15 protein-coding genes are annotated in these 15,534 nt (G+C 69.2%); 6 read left to right on the forward strand and 9 right to left on the reverse strand.

The features are described 5' to 3' along the window. Positions 1-105: 105 nt before the first annotated feature. The gene (locus AT699_RS25860; protein ID WP_020926474.1) at positions 106-1,041 is read right to left on the reverse strand and encodes a 4-hydroxy-tetrahydrodipicolinate synthase family protein; all 936 of its coding nucleotides are present in this window, start codon (positions 1,039-1,041) and stop codon (positions 106-108) included. Positions 1,042-1,275: 234 nt separating this feature from the next. On the opposite strand from AT699_RS25860, the gene AT699_RS25865 reads away from it, so the two are divergent. Then, positions 1,276-3,594, forward strand: a complete 2,319-nt coding sequence (locus tag AT699_RS25865) for a molybdopterin-dependent oxidoreductase (RefSeq protein WP_024070322.1) — start codon at positions 1,276-1,278, stop codon at positions 3,592-3,594. 87 nt (positions 3,595-3,681) lie between these two features. On the opposite strand, the gene AT699_RS25870 is transcribed toward AT699_RS25865, so the two are convergent. From AT699_RS25870 to AT699_RS25880, 3 genes are read right to left on the reverse strand one after another with little or no spacing between them, the layout of a single operon-like run. Then, on the reverse strand, positions 3,682-4,533 hold the full coding sequence (locus tag AT699_RS25870; protein WP_024070323.1) for an alpha/beta fold hydrolase: 852 nt from the start codon (positions 4,531-4,533) through the stop codon (positions 3,682-3,684). Then, positions 4,530-4,979, reverse strand: coding sequence for an acetyltransferase (locus tag AT699_RS25875; RefSeq protein ID WP_006386042.1), 450 nt, complete (start codon positions 4,977-4,979; stop codon positions 4,530-4,532). The genes AT699_RS25870 and AT699_RS25875 overlap by 4 nt, the downstream gene beginning before the upstream one ends. A 27-nt stretch (positions 4,980-5,006) precedes the next feature. Beyond that, a complete protein-coding gene (locus AT699_RS25880) occupies positions 5,007-5,693 on the reverse strand; it encodes an ArsR/SmtB family transcription factor (protein ID WP_006386041.1) in 687 nt (228 codons plus the stop codon). 72 nt (positions 5,694-5,765) lie between these two features. On the opposite strand from AT699_RS25880, the gene AT699_RS25885 reads away from it, so the two are divergent. Next, a complete protein-coding gene (locus AT699_RS25885) occupies positions 5,766-7,193 on the forward strand; it encodes an MFS transporter (RefSeq protein ID WP_006386040.1) in 1,428 nt (475 codons plus the stop codon). Between the two features lie 38 nt (positions 7,194-7,231). Here the strand turns inward: AT699_RS25885 and AT699_RS25890 are convergent, their stop codons facing one another. Then, positions 7,232-8,203 (reverse strand): D-2-hydroxyacid dehydrogenase family protein, encoded by a 972-nt coding sequence (locus AT699_RS25890; protein ID WP_024070324.1) that lies wholly within the window; start codon positions 8,201-8,203, stop codon positions 7,232-7,234. An 89-nt stretch (positions 8,204-8,292) separates the two neighbouring features. Here AT699_RS25890 and AT699_RS25895 point away from each other — a divergent pair, with 89 nt between their 5' ends. After that, entirely contained in the window at positions 8,293-9,192 is a 900-nt protein-coding gene (locus AT699_RS25895) for a LysR family transcriptional regulator (RefSeq protein ID WP_024070325.1), read from the forward strand. Between the two features lie 123 nt (positions 9,193-9,315). Continuing rightward, positions 9,316-10,104 (forward strand): hypothetical protein, encoded by a 789-nt coding sequence (locus AT699_RS25900; RefSeq protein ID WP_024070326.1) that lies wholly within the window; start codon positions 9,316-9,318, stop codon positions 10,102-10,104. 72 nt (positions 10,105-10,176) lie between these two features. Here AT699_RS25900 and AT699_RS25905 read toward each other — a convergent pair whose 3' ends face one another. Then, positions 10,177-10,944 (reverse strand): class II aldolase/adducin family protein, encoded by a 768-nt coding sequence (locus AT699_RS25905; protein ID WP_006386036.1) that lies wholly within the window; start codon positions 10,942-10,944, stop codon positions 10,177-10,179. Positions 10,945-11,183: 239 nt separating this feature from the next. Between AT699_RS25905 and AT699_RS25910 the strand changes: the two genes are divergently transcribed. Both AT699_RS25910 and AT699_RS25915 read left to right on the forward strand, forming a co-directional pair. After that, positions 11,184-12,059: a glycosyltransferase family protein gene (locus AT699_RS25910; RefSeq protein WP_024070327.1), complete on the forward strand. Its 876-nt coding sequence runs from the start codon at positions 11,184-11,186 to the stop codon at positions 12,057-12,059. Then, positions 12,056-12,799 carry a hypothetical protein gene (locus tag AT699_RS25915; protein WP_054442781.1) on the forward strand — a complete coding sequence of 248 codons (744 nt, stop codon included), beginning with the start codon at positions 12,056-12,058 and terminating at the stop codon, positions 12,797-12,799. Before AT699_RS25910 ends, AT699_RS25915 begins: the two co-directional genes overlap by 4 nt. Positions 12,800-12,875: 76 nt before the next feature. Here AT699_RS25915 and AT699_RS25920 read toward each other — a convergent pair whose 3' ends face one another. The 3 genes from AT699_RS25920 to AT699_RS25930 form a co-directional block, all read right to left on the reverse strand. Next, positions 12,876-13,274 (reverse strand): PRC-barrel domain-containing protein, encoded by a 399-nt coding sequence (locus tag AT699_RS25920; RefSeq protein ID WP_006386033.1) that lies wholly within the window; start codon positions 13,272-13,274, stop codon positions 12,876-12,878. A 57-nt stretch (positions 13,275-13,331) separates the two neighbouring features. Next, entirely contained in the window at positions 13,332-13,637 is a 306-nt protein-coding gene (locus AT699_RS25925; RefSeq protein WP_006386032.1) for an ElaB/YgaM/YqjD family protein, read from the reverse strand. Positions 13,638-13,750: 113 nt separating this feature from the next. Next, positions 13,751-15,520 carry a thiamine pyrophosphate-requiring protein gene (locus AT699_RS25930; RefSeq protein WP_024070329.1) on the reverse strand — a complete coding sequence of 590 codons (1,770 nt, stop codon included), beginning with the start codon at positions 15,518-15,520 and terminating at the stop codon, positions 13,751-13,753. Positions 15,521-15,534: the final 14 nt, after the last annotated feature.

A 15,534-nucleotide genomic window follows, 5' to 3' on the forward strand; every position in this document is an offset into this window, starting at 1 on the left:
TCGGGCGCGCAGGGGCCGCCCGCGCACCGGCCGCGACGCTCGCGGCCGCCGTGTCGTGGGTCGTCAAAAATGAATCCGGCGGCTATCGCCGCCGGAACAGGGGAATCACGCCGCCTTGAGCTGCGCGGAGCTGAAGCCGTACTTGGTATCCAGCCCCAACTCGCGCACGATGCGCAGGCCCTTGGCCAGGGCGTCGCCCTCCAGGCCGCGCAGCGGACGGCGCAGGTCGCCGACCGGCAGGCCCACCGCCTTCATCAGCGACTTGATCGCCACCGGGTTGATGGCGGAGTACGAGTAATGCAGCATCGGCAGCAGGCCCAGGTAGCCTTCGCGGAAGCTGACCGACACGTCCGGCGTGTCCCAGGGACGCGAAATCTCGGCCATCTCGGCCGGCGCGATGTTGCCGGTCATGTTGGCGGTGCCGTGGCCGCCCAGGCTCATGGTGGGCACCACCAGCCCCAGGTTGGGCGAGTCGCAGCACATCACCGACACGTCGGGACGGCCGCGCAGCACCTGCGCCACCTGGCCCACGCGCGTGGTCGATTCCTTGTGCACCACGTAGTTCGGGTGCTTGAAGATGCGCAGCAGCTGGTCCCAGTGCAGGTCGCTCTTGACCCGCGGCGGGTTGTTGTAGATGCCCAGCGGCAGGTCGGTGGCGTCGGCCACTTCGAGGAAATAGGCTTCGGTGTCGGCTTCGGAGGCGCAGATGTAGGCCGGCGCGGCCAGGATCGCGCCGTCGGCGCCGTTGGCGCGCGCGAACTTCAGGTAGTCGATGGTGGTGTCGGTGTTGTTGCCGGTGCAGCCGTAGAACAGCTTCATCCTGCCGGTCTTCATCTTGGCCGTCTCGACGATCACCTGGCGCCGCTCTTCGGGCGACAGCAGCGAGACTTCACCGGTGGAGCCCATGATCAGCACGGCGGCGGTGCCGTTGTCTTCCTGGAACTTCAACAGGCTGCGGAAGGCGCTGAAATCGACGCTGCCGTCGCGATTGAACGGCGTGACGATGGCGACGAAGGACCCCTGGATTTTCATTTTGCTCATGACCTGCTCCACATGCGGATGGACTGCTCAATCAAAAAAGCCAGGCTGGCGCGCGGTGGTTGGCGCCTGCACCTGACCATTCCCCTTGCTGCTTATGCAGTATAGGAAGAGCGGCCCCGAAAATTTTTCTATTTTCCACACTTTCAGGACGCCCGAAAGACAAAGATTTTCTAAGGCAATGCGATTAAGTTATGAGGATTTCCATAACAATACGCTTTTCACGGCGGCGCCCGCATGACCGAAGCGATCTCCCGTTATCCGTCCCTGTCCCATTGGGGCGCCTATACCGCGCTGGTGCGCGACGGCCGCGTCGTGGGCTGCGAGCCGTTCGCGCACGACCAGGCCCCGTCCCCGCTTATCCACGCGATGCCCGACATGGTGCATTCGTCGCTGCGCATCGCCCGCCCCGCCGTGCGCGCCAGCTGGCTCAGGCACCGCGGCGCGCCCGAATTGCGCGGCGTGGACGGCTATGTGGAGGTCGATTGGGACACCGCCCTGGCGCTGGTGCACGACGAACTGCAACGGGTGCGCGCGCAGCATGGCCCCACCGCCATCTTCGGCGGCTCGTACGGCTGGTCGTCGGCCGGCCGCCTGCACCATGCGCGCACGCTGACGCACCGCTTCCTGTACGCCGGCGGCGGCTGCGTCGACCAGTCGGGCAACTACAGCTGGGGCGCGGCGCAGTTCCTGCTGCCGCACATCATCGGCACCTACGCGCCCGTGACCGGCCGCATCACCGACTGGAACAGCGTGGTCGGGCACACGCGGCTGCTGATCGCGTTCGGCGGCATCCCGCTGCGCAACACGCAGATCGCCTCGGGTGGCGCGGGCGACCACAGCGCGCCCGGCTGGCTGGCGCGGGCACGGCAAGCCGGCATGCGCGCGGTGGTGGTCAGCCCCACGCGCGCCGACGCGCCCGAGGCGCTGGCGGCCGAATGGATCCCGATACGGCCGAACACCGACGCGGCGATGATGCTGGGCATGGCGCACACGCTGCTGGCCGAGGATCGCCACGATCGCGAATTCCTGGCGCGCTGCTGCAACGGCTTCGAGCAGTATGCGGACTACCTGCTGGGCCGCGCCGACGGCCAGCCCAAGAGCGCGCAATGGGCCGAACGCATCTGCGGCGTGCCCGCCGCCACCATCCGCGCGCTGGCGCTGGAAGCGGCCGGCACCCGCACGCTGCTGTCCTGCTCATGGTCGCTGCAGCGCGGCCATCGCGGCGAACAACCCTATTGGGGCAGCGTGGCGCTGGCCGCCCTGTTGGGCCAGATCGGCCTGCCCGGCGGCGGTTTCGCCTTCGGCCACGGCTCGATGAACGGCGCCGGCAATCCGCGCCCCGACCTGCCCGCGCCGGAGATGCGCGCGGGGCGCAATCCGGCCGGCGCCTCGATTCCGGTGGCGCGCCTGACCGACATGCTGTTGCAACCGGGTGAATCGTATGCGTTCAACGGCAGGACCGGCGTCTATCCCGACATCCGCCTGGTCTACTGGGCCGGCGGCAACCCGTTCCACCACCACCAGGACCTGAACCGCCTGGCGCGGGCCTGGACGCGGCCCGAGACCATCATCGTGCACGAACCCTGGTGGACGCCGACGGCGCGGCGCGCCGACATCGTGCTGCCCGCCACCACCACGCTCGAACGCAACGACATCGGCGGCTCCTCGCGCGACCGCTACCTGCTGGCGATGCGGCAGGCGCTGGCGCCGGTGGGCCACAGCCGCAACGACTTCGACATCTACCGGGAACTGGCCGCGCGCGGCGGCTTCGAGCAGGCCTTCACCGAAGGCCGCGACGAGATGGCCTGGATCCGCCACATCTACGAACAGATGCGGCCGGCCTGGGAAGCCGCGCAACTGACGCTGCCGGCCTTCGATGAATTCTGGGAGCGCGGCCACGTGGCGCTGCCGCCGCCCCCGCGCGACTTCGTGCTGTTCGAGCAGTTCCGCGAGGATCCCGCCGCGCATCCACTCAAGACCCGCTCCGGCCGTCTCGAACTGCACAGCGCGGCGATCGCCGAGTTCGGCTATGACGACTGCCCGCCGCATCCAGCCTGGCTGCCGCCGGTGGAATGGCTGGGCGCCGAACGCGCGGCGCGCTGGCCGCTGCACCTGGTCACTTGCCAGCCCGCCGACCGGCTGCACTCGCAACTGGACCCGGCGCCGGCCACCCGCGCCCACAAGGTCGCCGGCCGCGAGGCGGTGCTGCTGCATCCCGACGACGCCGCCGAACGCGGCATCGCGCAGGGCGATGTGGTGCGCATCTTCAATGACCGCGGCGCCTGCCTCGGCGGCGCGCAGCTCAGCGCCGACCTGCTGCGCGGCGTGGTGGTGATGCCCACCGGCGCCTGGTTCGACCCGCAGGACGGCTCGCTCGAACGCCACGGCAATCCCAACGTGCTGACGGTGGACGTGGGCACGTCGCGGCTGGCGCAGGGCCCGAGCGCGCTGTCGGCCTTGGTGCAGGTGGAACGCTGGCACGGCGACGCGCCGCCGGTGCGGGCCTTCGAGCCGCCGCCGCTGCGGGCCGAGACGCCGGGCGCGCCACGCTGACGGCGCAATCTCGCCCCCGTTGCGGCACGACCGCGCCTGGCGCCCGATTGCCGGCCTGTGCGAGGCTCCTTATCGTGTGAACAGGCCCTAGGCCGCCCGCAGGAATGCCAGCACCGCGTCGTCCTGTCCCCGGATGAAATGCCGCTCACTCGGCAACAGCGTCACCTGTGCGCTCGGCGCCAGGCGGCGCAACCGTTCGCAGGTATCTTGCGAATCGAGCATCACGTCGCGCCCGCCCACCGCCACGAACAGCGGCTGCGACAACTGGCGCAGCGCCTCGTCGCCGAAGACCGGAATGGCGCCGAAGCGCGAGCGGAAACCGCGATTGATGGCGTGCATCAACGCAAACTGAGCCCGATCGGCAGGCGCCGGATCGGCCGGCAGCGGCCCGATGATGCGGCAGCGCACCAGCGCGCGGCCGGCGGGCCCCAGCAGCAACAATGGCAGGACCCACGGCAGGATGTGCTTCTGGCGGCCGATGCCGGACGGACACAACAGCACCAGCCGCTCGACCCGCGCCGGCCGCCGCACGGCGAAGTCCAGCGCCAGCCACGCGCCCAGCGAGATGCCGAAGCACGCCGCGCGCGCCACGCCCAGTCCATCGAGCACGGCCTCCAGCCAGGTCGCGTGCGCATCGCTCGCCAGCGGCAGCCGCGCCGGCGCGCTCGGGCCGGCCTCGCCGATCAGGTCGATCGCGTAAATGCGGAAATGCGGCGCCCAGGCCGCGGCCTGCCGCTGCCAACTGGCGGCCGTGCTCTGCGCGCCATGCAGCAGCACCAGGGGCGGGGCGTCCTCGCGGCCGCACACCAGCACATGGGTGTCGCCGGCCGGCGTCGGCACCGTCACTCGCCGCACATCGGCAGGCCAATGGGCCAGCGCGGCGGCATAGGCCTGGCGCACGGCTTCGGCGTGGCGCTCGGACTTGAAGACCGGGCTCATGCCGGCGCGTCGCCGCGATGACGCAGATGGATCAGCGGATACGCCCGTCCCTGGCCGTCGCGCTCGGACCGCCCGGTGCGCTCGAACCCCAGCCGTTCATAGAAACCGATCGCCTGCGCGTTCTGCTCGTTGACGTCGGTGCTCAGGCCGGGATGGCGCCGCAGCGCATCCTCGACCAGGGCGCGCCCGACGCCCGCGCCGCGCGCGTCGGGGTCGACGAACAGCGCTTCCATGTGGCTGCCGTCGAGCAGCATGAAGGCCAGCGCGCGATCGTCCGCGTCCACCGCCAGGTCGAGCGTGGCGGCGGGCAGGAAGGCCACGACCTCGGCCTCGATGTCGCGGCGGTCCCGCGGCGACAGGAAGTCATGGGTGGCATCCACGGCGCGGCGCCAGATGTCGACGATGCGCGCGCCGTCCGCGGGGGTGGAGGTTCTCAAGGTGATCATGGTGCTGCCGGAAAAAAGGAATTGGGATCAATGGCGCGCCGCCTTGACGCGCAGGCCGGCCGCCTTCCAGGCGGGAAAGCCGTCGCCCAGGCGCTGCGCCTGGAAGCCGCGCTTGCGCAGCAAGGCCACCGCGCGCATCGACAGCACGCAGTATCGGCCGCCGCAATATGCCACGATCTGCTGGTCGCGCGGCAGCTGCGCCAGGTGCGACTCCAGTTCTTCGGTCGGGATGTTGACCGCGCCCGGAATGTGGCCGGCGGCATAGTCCGCGGGTGACCGGACGTCCAGCAACAGCGCGCCGTCATCAAGCTTGGCGACCAATTGTTCTATCGAGACCGCCTCGAGCTGCTCGGGGTGATTGACGCTGTCGGCGGCCACGCGCCGCATTTCCTGGCGCTGGTGTGACAGGTAGTCCTGCAGCGCGGACAGCACTTCGGACACCGGGCCCGCGCCGCCGCGATACAGCACGTGCTTGCCGTCGCGGCGCGACTGGATGAAGCCGGCGCGCTTGAGCTGCTGCAGGTGTTGCGAGGCATTGGTGATCGACAGGCCGACGCCCAGCGCCAGCTGCTCCACCGTGCTTTCGCGTTGCAGCACCGCCTGCAGCAACGCGAGCCGATGCGGGTGGCCGAGAGTCTTGGCGGCGTCGGCCAGATCATCGAGGGAATCGGCGGCGACGTCGGTCAATGGCGGGGCGGGCGGCAAGGTCTTCATTGACGCGACCTTAGCATCTTCCTATCATTCCATCACTTGTTGGATTGATAATTTACAAAAAAAGGAATCGCGATGCCATCCAGCCTTACCACGCCCGGCGGGACCCTTCCCCCCGTCTCCTGGGCCGACCTGCTGCGCGGCAGGAACGCCCTGCGCTCGATCGCGCTGGCGGGCGGCGTCGCGCTGCACGCGATCAATATCTACGTCGTCACCACCATCCTGCCGACCATCATTCGCGAGATCGGCGGGCTGACCTATTACGCCTGGAACACTACGCTGTTCGTGGCCGCCTCCATCGTCGGCTCGGCGCTGTCGGCCAAGCTCATCGACCGCCTCGGTCCGCGCCTGGCGTACCTGCTGGCGCTGGCGGTGTTCTCGGCGGGCGCAATCGCCTGCGCCCTGGCGCCGTCGATGCCCGCGCTGTTGCTGGGCCGCACGGTGCAGGGTCTGGGCGGCGGCGTGCTGTTCGCGCTGAGCTATGCCTTGATCCGCGTCATCTTCGACGCGCGGCTGTGGCCGCGGGCCATGGCGCTGGTGTCCGGCATGTGGGGCGTGGCCACATTGGGCGGCCCGGCGATCGGCGGCGTGTTCGCGCAAAACGGCCAGTGGCGGCCGGCGTTCTGGGTGCTGGTGCCGGTGGCATTGTTGCTGGCCCTGATCGTCGCCAGCCAGTTCCGCGGCAAGACCCACGGCGAATCGGCGTCGGGACCGGTGCCGTGGCTGACCATCACGCTGCTGGTGCTGTCGGTGCTGGCCATCTCGGCGGCCAGCCTGTCGCAAAGCCTGGCCTGGAACGCCGCCGGCATCGCCACGGGCATCGCCATCGCCGCCGCCATCGCGCGCATCGATACCCGCGCCCGCGCCAAGCTGCTGCCCACCGGCGCCTATACGCTCGGCACCCAGCTGGGCCTGCTCTACGCCATCATGAGCCTGCTGGTGGCGGCCCTGACCACCGAGATTTTCGTGCCGTACTTCCTCCAGGTGACGCACGCGATGACGCCGCTGGCCGCGGGCTACATGACCGCGCTGATGGCGGGCGGCTGGACACTGGCCTCGATCTACAGCGCCGGCCGCGAGCCGGCCCGCGCCTGGCGCCTGATCCGGGCCAGTCCCATCGTCGTGCTGGCCGCGCTGGCCGGACTGGCGGTCACCATGCCGGTCGTCACCTGGCATCCCGCGCCGCTGGGACCTGTCCTGCATGGCGTGATGCTGACGGCGGTGGGATTCGGCATCGGCCTGGGCTGGCCGCACCTGCTGACCCGGGTGTTCTCGGCCGCCGCGCCGGGCGAGGAGACGCTGGCGTCGTCGTCGATCACCACGGTGCAGTTGTATGCCACCGCCCTGACCGCGGCGCTGGCCGGGGTGGTCGCCAATGCCGGCGGCCTCACGCAACCCGGCGGCGTCGAAGGGGCAAAAAGCGCCGCGCTGGCGCTGTTCGGCGTGTTCGCCATCGCACCCGCCGCGGCCATCGTCCTGACGGGTCGCCTGCGGCGCGCGTGAAGGCGCGGCGGGGTGTCGCCCCGGCGACCAACCGGGCGTCAGGCCAGGACCGCGGGATTGATCACGTGGATCGGCTTGCCGGCGGCATAGGACACGATCTGATCGAACACGTCCGAGAATTGGGTTTCGTACTCGTCCTCGGTGACGTAGCCGATATGCGGCGTGCAGATCGCGTTGGGCAGTTGCAGCAGCGGGTCCTTCGGATCGCGCAGCGGTTCGGTTTCGAACACGTCCACCGCCGCCATGCCGGGGCGGCCCGCGCGCAGCGCCTGCACCAGCGCGCCCGGCTCGATCAGGCCGGCGCGGCTGGTATTCACCAACAGCGCCGATGGCTTCATGCGCGCCAGATCGGCCGCCGTGACGATGCCGCGCGTATCCGGCACCAGCCGCATGTGCAGCGAGAGCACGTCGCAGGCCTCGAAGAACGCCTGCTTGTCCGGCGCCACATCCCAGCCGTCGTCGCGCGCCCGTTGGCGTGACGCCTCGCGCGCCCACACCAGCACCCGCATGCCGAACGCCGCGCCATAGCGCGCCACTTCGGCGCCGATCCGGCCATAACCGTAGATACCGAGAGTGCGGCCGCGCAGGGTACGGCCCATGCCGGTCTGCCAGACGCCGTTCTTGAGCGCCTCAACTTGCTGCGGGATCCGCCGCATGCCGGCCAGCACCAGGCCCCAGGTCAGTTCGGCGGCGGCGTACGACGGCGTGCCGGCATGCTGGTTGGAAGACAGGATGACGCCGTGCGCGGTGCAGGCGTCGACGTCGATGTGCGGATAGACGCTGCGCTGGCTGATCAGCCGCAGCTTGGGCAGGCGCGCGATGAGCGGCGCGCGGATCTGGGTGCGTTCGCGGATCAGCACCAGCGCCTCGGTGTCGCGCAGGCGCTCGGCCAGCGCGTCCACGTCCTGCACATGGTCGTTCCAGACCGTGACGGCATGGCCATCGAGTTTGCGGAAACAGGGCAAGCCCCGCAGCGTGTCGAAATAATCGTCCAGAATCGTGAGGTTCATGGTCTGTCTCCTGCCAGGATGCGGGCATTGTGAGCGCCGCCTTGCCGACCGTAAAATGATATTAATTAGTCAATTGATGCGTTTTTCTCATGAAAATCGATGTGCTCGGCGTGCAGGCCTTCGTGGTGATCGCGGATCACAAGAGCTTTCGCCGCGCCGCCGGCGAGCTCAGCATCACCCAGACCGCGCTGAGCCGCCGGCTGCAGAACCTGGAATCGTTCCTGGGCGTGCGGCTGGTGGAGCGCACCACCCGCTCGGTGGCGCTGACGCCGCCGGGCGACAGCTTCCTGCCGCAGGCGCGGCGCCTGCTGGCCGACCTGGCCGCGGCGCTTACCGAGATCCGGGAAACCGGCAAGGCCCAGCGCGGCGACGTGACGCTGGCGTGTGTGCCGACCATCGGCGTGCACTACCTGCCGCACATCCTGCAGCGCTACAGCGCCGAGCATCCGCAGAACCGCGTCAAGGTGCTGGACCACTCTTCCGGCGCCGTGGCGCAGGCGGTGCTCACGCGCGAGGCCGAGTTCGGCATCAACATCGCCGAGACCCACGCCCCCACCCTGCGGAGCATCCCGCTGCTGCAGGACGACTTCGTGCTGATCTGCCGCGAGGACCATCCGCTGGCGCGACGCCGCACGCTGCCCTGGGAAAAACTGGAGGGTCATCGGCTGATCTTTCCCGGCGCCAGCAGCAACAACCGGCCGCTGCTCGATCACGCGCTGGCCGAGCTGGCGCCGCGGCTGACGGCCTTCTATGAAGTGCAACGCAGCTCGACCGCCGTCGGGCTGGTGGCGGCCGGCGCCGGCATCGCCGTGGCGCCGCGGCTGGCCTGGCAGGCCGGTTCGTATCCGGGGCTGCGCGTGGTGTCGCTGCACACGCCGGTGGTGAGACGCACCTTTTCGCTCATCAGCCGCAAGGGCGCGCACCTGTCGCCGGCCGCCCAGGCCTTGCACGACCTGATCCTGCGGCACCGCGCGCAGGGGCCGCGCTGACGCGCTGCCCGACGCGGAACTTTCGCACCACCTTATACAATTGGTGACGCTTTGCCGGAGGAATCGGGCCACAATGCGCCGGCGCTTTTCCCGACCGCTTTTCCCGACCCATTAGGAACCACGATGAACAAAGCCCTTGCGGCGCTGCTCTGCGCCGTCCTGCCCGCCGCCGCGTCCGCGGTGCAGCCCGATGTCGAGCCCCTGACGCTCAACCCGCAGAACCAGCTTTACTGCAACAAGCAGGCCGACTGGTGCGTGGGGATCAAGGTCGACGGCGGCTTCGAGGATAACGGCCCGTTCGCCACCAGCCGCACCCTGCGCGCCGACTACCGCTTCTGGGACCTGCCCGACATCCCGAACTTCACGCGCTTCACGGTCTGGCCGCACCTCATCCGCCTGAGCGAGGAACGCGCGCTGGTCGGCGTGATCGGCCCCAACGAGCCGGACTACAAGGAAGAGATCCAGTTCCCCGGCGGCAGCTTCTCGCGCCGCGACCTGTACCTGTTCATGGTCGACCTGGGCGACAAGTCCTCGGCCCTGGCGCACCTGCTGCCCTACTCCGCCAAGGCCGGCATCCGCGCCTGCGCCAACGAGGCCGACGAGAAACGCCGCGAAGGCAACTGCATGGACTATTACCGCTATGACGCCACGGTGAAGGCCCTGCCCAGCCAGCAGCCGTACCCGGACCTGCAGGTCACCACGCAGGCCACGCGCAGTCCGGCCGACGCCAGCCGCTACGCCGATTCGAGCAAGCGGCCCGCGCCGACGGCCGCGCAACTGCAACCGCAGGCCGACAAGCAGTGCAGCTACACGGTGACCTACAAGTGGAAGGAAGACGGCTCGGTCTACCAGCCGGCCACGCCGGTGCCGGACTGCGCCGAGTTCCTGGAACCGCAGCCCGGGAAGAAATAAGGCGCGGGTCTTGGCCACCCTGGCCGCGCCCGCTCCGCCGCACCGGCGGGACGCGGCGGACCGCTGGGGTCGTCAGTCGGCGTAGCCCGGATTGCGCCGGTCCAGCCGGCGCAGCAGGCCCGGCCAGGCCAGCGCGGCCTTGTGGGCGCGGTCTGCCGGGGATTCCACCGCGGCGCGCGCCAGCACCTCGGGCGGGATGAAGGTCAGTTCGCCGCCCCCGGCCTGCGCCCGCACCTGCACCATGCAGGCCGCTTCCAGCCGGTGCATGGCCTGGAACGCTTCGGCCATGCTCTGTCCCACCGTCAACAGGCCATGGTTGCGCAGGATCAGGTACTGGCTGGCGCCCAGGTCGCGCACCAGGCGCGGCTGTTCCTCGGGATTGAGCGCCAGGCCTTCGTAGTCGTGATATGCCAGCGAACGCAGCGCGATGAAGGCGAACTGCGACAGCGGCAGCAGGCCGTCCTTCTGCGCCGACACCGCCACTCCGTTGATGGAATGCGTGTGCAGGACGCACATGGCGTCCTTGCGGGCCGCGTGGATACAGCTGTGGATGGTGAAGCCCGCCGGATTGATGTCGTATGCCGAGTCCATCACCTTGCGCCCGTCCAGGTCGATCTTGACCAGGCTGGACGCGGTGATCTCGTCAAACATCATGCCGTAGGGGTTGATGAGGAAATGCTCGGTGCCGGGCACCTTGGCCGTGATGTGGGTGAAGATCAGGTCATCCCAGCCGAACAGCGCCACCAGCCGGTAGAGCGCCGCCAGATCCTTGCGCACCTGCCATTCCGTTTCGCCGACCTGCTCGCGCACGCGGGCGGCCAGCGTTCCTGCCGTATCCATGTCTCGTCTCCCTTTTTTGATGTCTGCCCTCGCCGCGAGGCGCGGGCTCCGTCGCGCACTGTATTCGGTTTACACGCCCTCGGCAGCGCCCGCGCGGCAAGCGTCCGCTGCATGCAACAGCGCGGCGCGACTACGCCGCCGCGGGACCTTCCCGCTGAAAAACCCGATTACAATTCAGTGAAAATTCAGGAAAGCCGGCAGCGCGGACCGGCCCCTGCCGCCCGGGATGACGAGACAAAATGAATGACGCCATAAGGATTTTTGTCGGCTGCGACCCCAACGACTGCGACCTGGAGCAGATGATGGTGCTGGACTACAGCGCCCGCAAACATGCTTCGCGGCCGGTCGAGATCACCTGGATGCGCCTGTCGCGCGATCCTGCCAGCCCGTGGTACTGCGACCCGGCGCGCGGCCTGGGCTGGCGCACCGAAAAATGGGCCACGCCATTCTCCGCCCTGCGCTGGGCGGTACCGGCCGCGGCCGGTTTCCAGGGCCGCGCCTTCTATATGGATGCGGACATGCTGGTGCTGTGCGACCTGGCAGAGATCTGGGACATGCCGCTGGCCGAGGGAGCGATCGTCGCAGCCCGCCGCGAAGGCGATGGAGAGGGCTGGCGTTCATGCATGGCATTATGGGACTGCGAGCGCGCCCGCGCCCATCTGCCGCCACTCGACGCGCTGCGCGCGATGCGTCGCGCCAACCACGACATGACGCACTATTTCGCCAGCCGGCCGCACCTGGTCCAGTACCTCGACCCACGCTACAACAGCATCGACGGCGACGGCCTGGCGCGCGACGATATCCGCATCCTGCATTACTCCGACATGGGCACGCAGTTCTCGCACCGTTACGCCATGCCGCGCCTGCGCGCGGAAGGTCGCCGCCACTGGTTCGACGGCGAAGTGGTGGCGCATGCGCGCACCGACCTGACCGAGTTGTTCGACCGCTACTACCAGGAAGCGTTGGCCGCCGGCCATCGGCTCGACGACTACCGTAGCGCGTCCCTTTTTGGCGACTTGATCAAGGCCTCGCAGAAGCACTACACCGGCAACCGGCCGCGGCCGCCGCGGCGCTCCTGGTGGCAGCGGCTCTGGGCAAACGTGCAAAGCGGATGAACCGGTCCCCGCGCATCATGCCGTTGTCCCCCGACCGCCTGGTCTCGTACTTCTGGAGCGGCGATGCCCTGCGCAGCCGCGGCGTCAGCGACGTGGTGCGCAGCGCCACGCTCACCCTGCCCGCGCCGCCCGACCGCCTGCTGGCGGACTGGGCGCGCGACATCGCATCGCGCCTGGAACTCGGCCCCGGCGACGTCGAACAGATGGCGCTGGCGCGCACCATCGCGCGCTGGCCCGGTTACACCGCCTGCGTGCAGGCCATGCGCGCCTGGACCGGCGCGCTAGGCCTGGGCGACGCGCTGGCCGAAAGCGATATCGCCTTGATGGCCTGCCGCGGCGCGCGCTACCACCACGACGGCGACCAGTATGGCGGCGCGGCCTTCTGCAATCTGTTCCTGAGCGAGGACAAGGGACTGGACCTGCTGTTCGCCAACAGCGGCCAGCGCATCGCGCTGACGCGCGGCACCGCGGTGCTGTTCGACACCTGCCAGCCTCATGGCGTGGTGCCGCGGGGTTCCAGCATGTTCGACGAGGCCGACTTCCCGGAGAGCCGCGACTTGTCGCAGGTGTTCCTGACGTGGGAGTTGCCCATCGAGGATCCCGGCGTGGCCGGCGCGCTGGGCATCGCTTTCGATATCGATTCCGCGGGCGCCGCGCGGCTGGACGATGAGCAGGTGCGGCGTGGCCGCGCGCGCCAGCAGGTGCGGCCGGACCTCGGCCGCTGGATCGACGCCGGCTGACGCCGCCGCCGCGCCGGGTCCGGCCGGCAGGTCCGCGCAAGCGGATATGCCGGCCGCCGGCCGTGGCAAGCGCCCCTTACCAGTAGACGTCCTGGTTGTAGTACTTGTGCACGTCGCGCGCCCAGGTCTCGTCGGCCATGCTCGGCCAGTTGTCCTTGTCGAAGCCCGGCGCGTCCTTGAGGGTTTCCTTGTCGACATTGAGCACGAAGCACTTGCGGTCGGTGTCCAGCGTCAGCGCCGCCCACGGAATGGCGAACAGTTTTTCCCCCATCCCCAGCACGCCGCCGCGCGCCAGCACCGCATAGGCCACGCGCCCGCGCGGCACATCGAGCATGATCGCCTTGATGTCGCCCAGGCTTTCGCCGGCGGCGTTGTAGACGTCATTTCCTTCCAGGGTACTGGCGGCCATCACTTCGGGGCCGGGACCCAGCGCCTTGGACTTCGGACCACCGACGATATTCGATTGCTGTTCCATCGCGTTTCTCCCGCGGGCGTACCCGCTGCATATCTTGGAATCGAGGATTGCGCCGCATCAGCGGCGGCGCGCTTCCGACATCAGGCAGGCGCCAGCCAGCGCGCCCACCAGCACGGCGCCGGCGATGCTCTTCCAGGCGTTCTCGTGCACATACCCATCGGTCGCGGCCGAGACTTCCCGGGCGCGCCGCCATGCATGCTTCTCCCACCCGCGCGCCTCGGCGCGCGCGGCGTCGAGTTGCTGCTTGAGACGATCGCGCGCCGCTTCGATCTCCGTGCCGCCGTAGCTGGCAGTGCTGCGCAGCAGGCTTTCGGTTCCCGCAATCAGGTCGCGCAACGTCCCGTTGCCGTTGTGTGTAGCCATGACACCTCCTTGAAAAAAAGTCCGCGCCAACCTCACCGCGAGCCCGGACTCCGGTCCTACAGCAAGTGGCGTGCCGCCGGGCCAGCCGGCACGGCGGCGCGCCGCCGGCCAGGTCAGCTCGCCCACCATTGCTTGATGGTGGCGCGCAGCGCAGCCGTGCCCGCCGCCCCGGTTTCCTTGCGCAAGGCCGTCATGTAGGCACTGAACTGCTTCATCGACACATGCGGCGGCAACGGCGGCATTTCCGGATCGGTCACCACTTCCAGCACCGCCGGGCGCCCCGCCGCCAGGGCGCGATCCCACGCCGGCCCCACCTCGTCGGGCGACGTGACGCGGATGCCTTCCAGGCCCAGCATGCGGCCGTAGTCGGCGTAGGAAAATTCCGGCAGCCACTGCGACGCGGCAAAGCGCGGATCGCCACCCATGACGCGCTGCTCCCACGTCACCAGGTTCAGGTCGCCGTTGTTGAGCACCAGCACCACGAGCGTCGGGTCGCTCCAGTCCTTCCAGCGGTGGGCGATGGTGATGAGTTCGTTGATGCCGAGCATCTGCATCGCGCCATCGCCCACCAGCGCGATCACCGGACGCCCGGGATAGGCGAGCTTGGCGGCCACCGCGTAGGGCACGCCGCAGCCCATGCTTGCCAGGCCGCCCGAGACCGACGCCATCATGCCTTCGTCCAACTGGACGTCGCGCGCATACCAGTTGGCGGCCGAGCCCGAGTCGCAGGTGATGATGCTGTGCGGCGGCAGTCGACTGGACAGCTCCAGGAACGGGCGTTGCGGATTGACGGGCTTGGCTTCGACCATGGCACGCGCCGTGACGGTCTCGCGCCAGCGGCGCACGCTTTTCTCGATGCGCTCGCGCCAGGAATTCGACGATTTGGGCTCCAGCCGCGGCAACAAGGCTTCGAGCGTCAGCCGGGCATCGCCCACCAGCCCCACCTCGACGGGATAGCGCAGGCTCAGTTGGCGGCCGTCCACGTCGATCTGCACGGCGCGGGCCTGGCCCTCCTTGGGCAGGAATTCGGCATAGGGGAAGGAAGTGCCCACCATCAGCAAGGTGTCGCATTCGTTCATCATTTCCCAGCTCGGCTGGGTGCCCAGCAGACCGATGGCGCCCGTCACGTACGGCAGCGCGTCCGGCAACACCGCCTTGCCCAGCAGCGCCTTGGCCACGCCCGCCCCCAGGCGCTCGGCCACCGCGCGCACCTCGGCGCCGGCGGACAAGGCGCCGGCCCCCACCAGCATCGCCACCCGCTCGCCGCGGTTGAGCAGGTCGGCCGCATTGGCCAGGGCGGCCTCGGGCGGCACCGCCGCATGCGACGTGATGCCGATGCCGGTGTGCACGGTGCCATGCTCGCGCGGCGGCACGGGCACGGCCTCCAGGTCCTGCACATCGTTCGGGAAGATCAGGCAGACGACGCTGCGCCGCTCCAACGCAATACGCATGGCGCGGTCGACCATGTGCCGCGCCTGCAGGGGCGAGGTCACCATGTGCACGAACTCGTGCGCCACGTCCTTGAACAGGTTCACCAGGTCGACCTCCTGCTGGTAGTCGCCGCCCAGGGCGCTGCGCGCCTGCTGGCCGACGATGGCCACCACGGGCTGATGGTCCATCCTGGCGTCGTACAGGCCATTGAGCAGGTGGATGGCGCCCGGGCCGGACGTCGCCATGCAGACGCCGACCTGCCCGGTGAACTTGGCATGGGCGCAGGCCATGAAAGCGGCGCCCTCTTCGTGCCGGGTCTGCACGAATTCCAGTGTGTCGTTGCGGCCGAAGGCGCCGATCAGCCCGTTGATGCCGTCGCCGGGATAACCAAACACGCGTTGCACGCCCCACTGGCCGAGGCGGTCCAGCACGAAGTCGGATACGGTTTGCACGTCGTTGCTCCTTC

The sequence above is a fragment of the Achromobacter xylosoxidans genome (assembly GCF_001457475.1).
Classification (GTDB): domain Bacteria; phylum Pseudomonadota; class Gammaproteobacteria; order Burkholderiales; family Burkholderiaceae_B; genus Achromobacter; species Achromobacter xylosoxidans.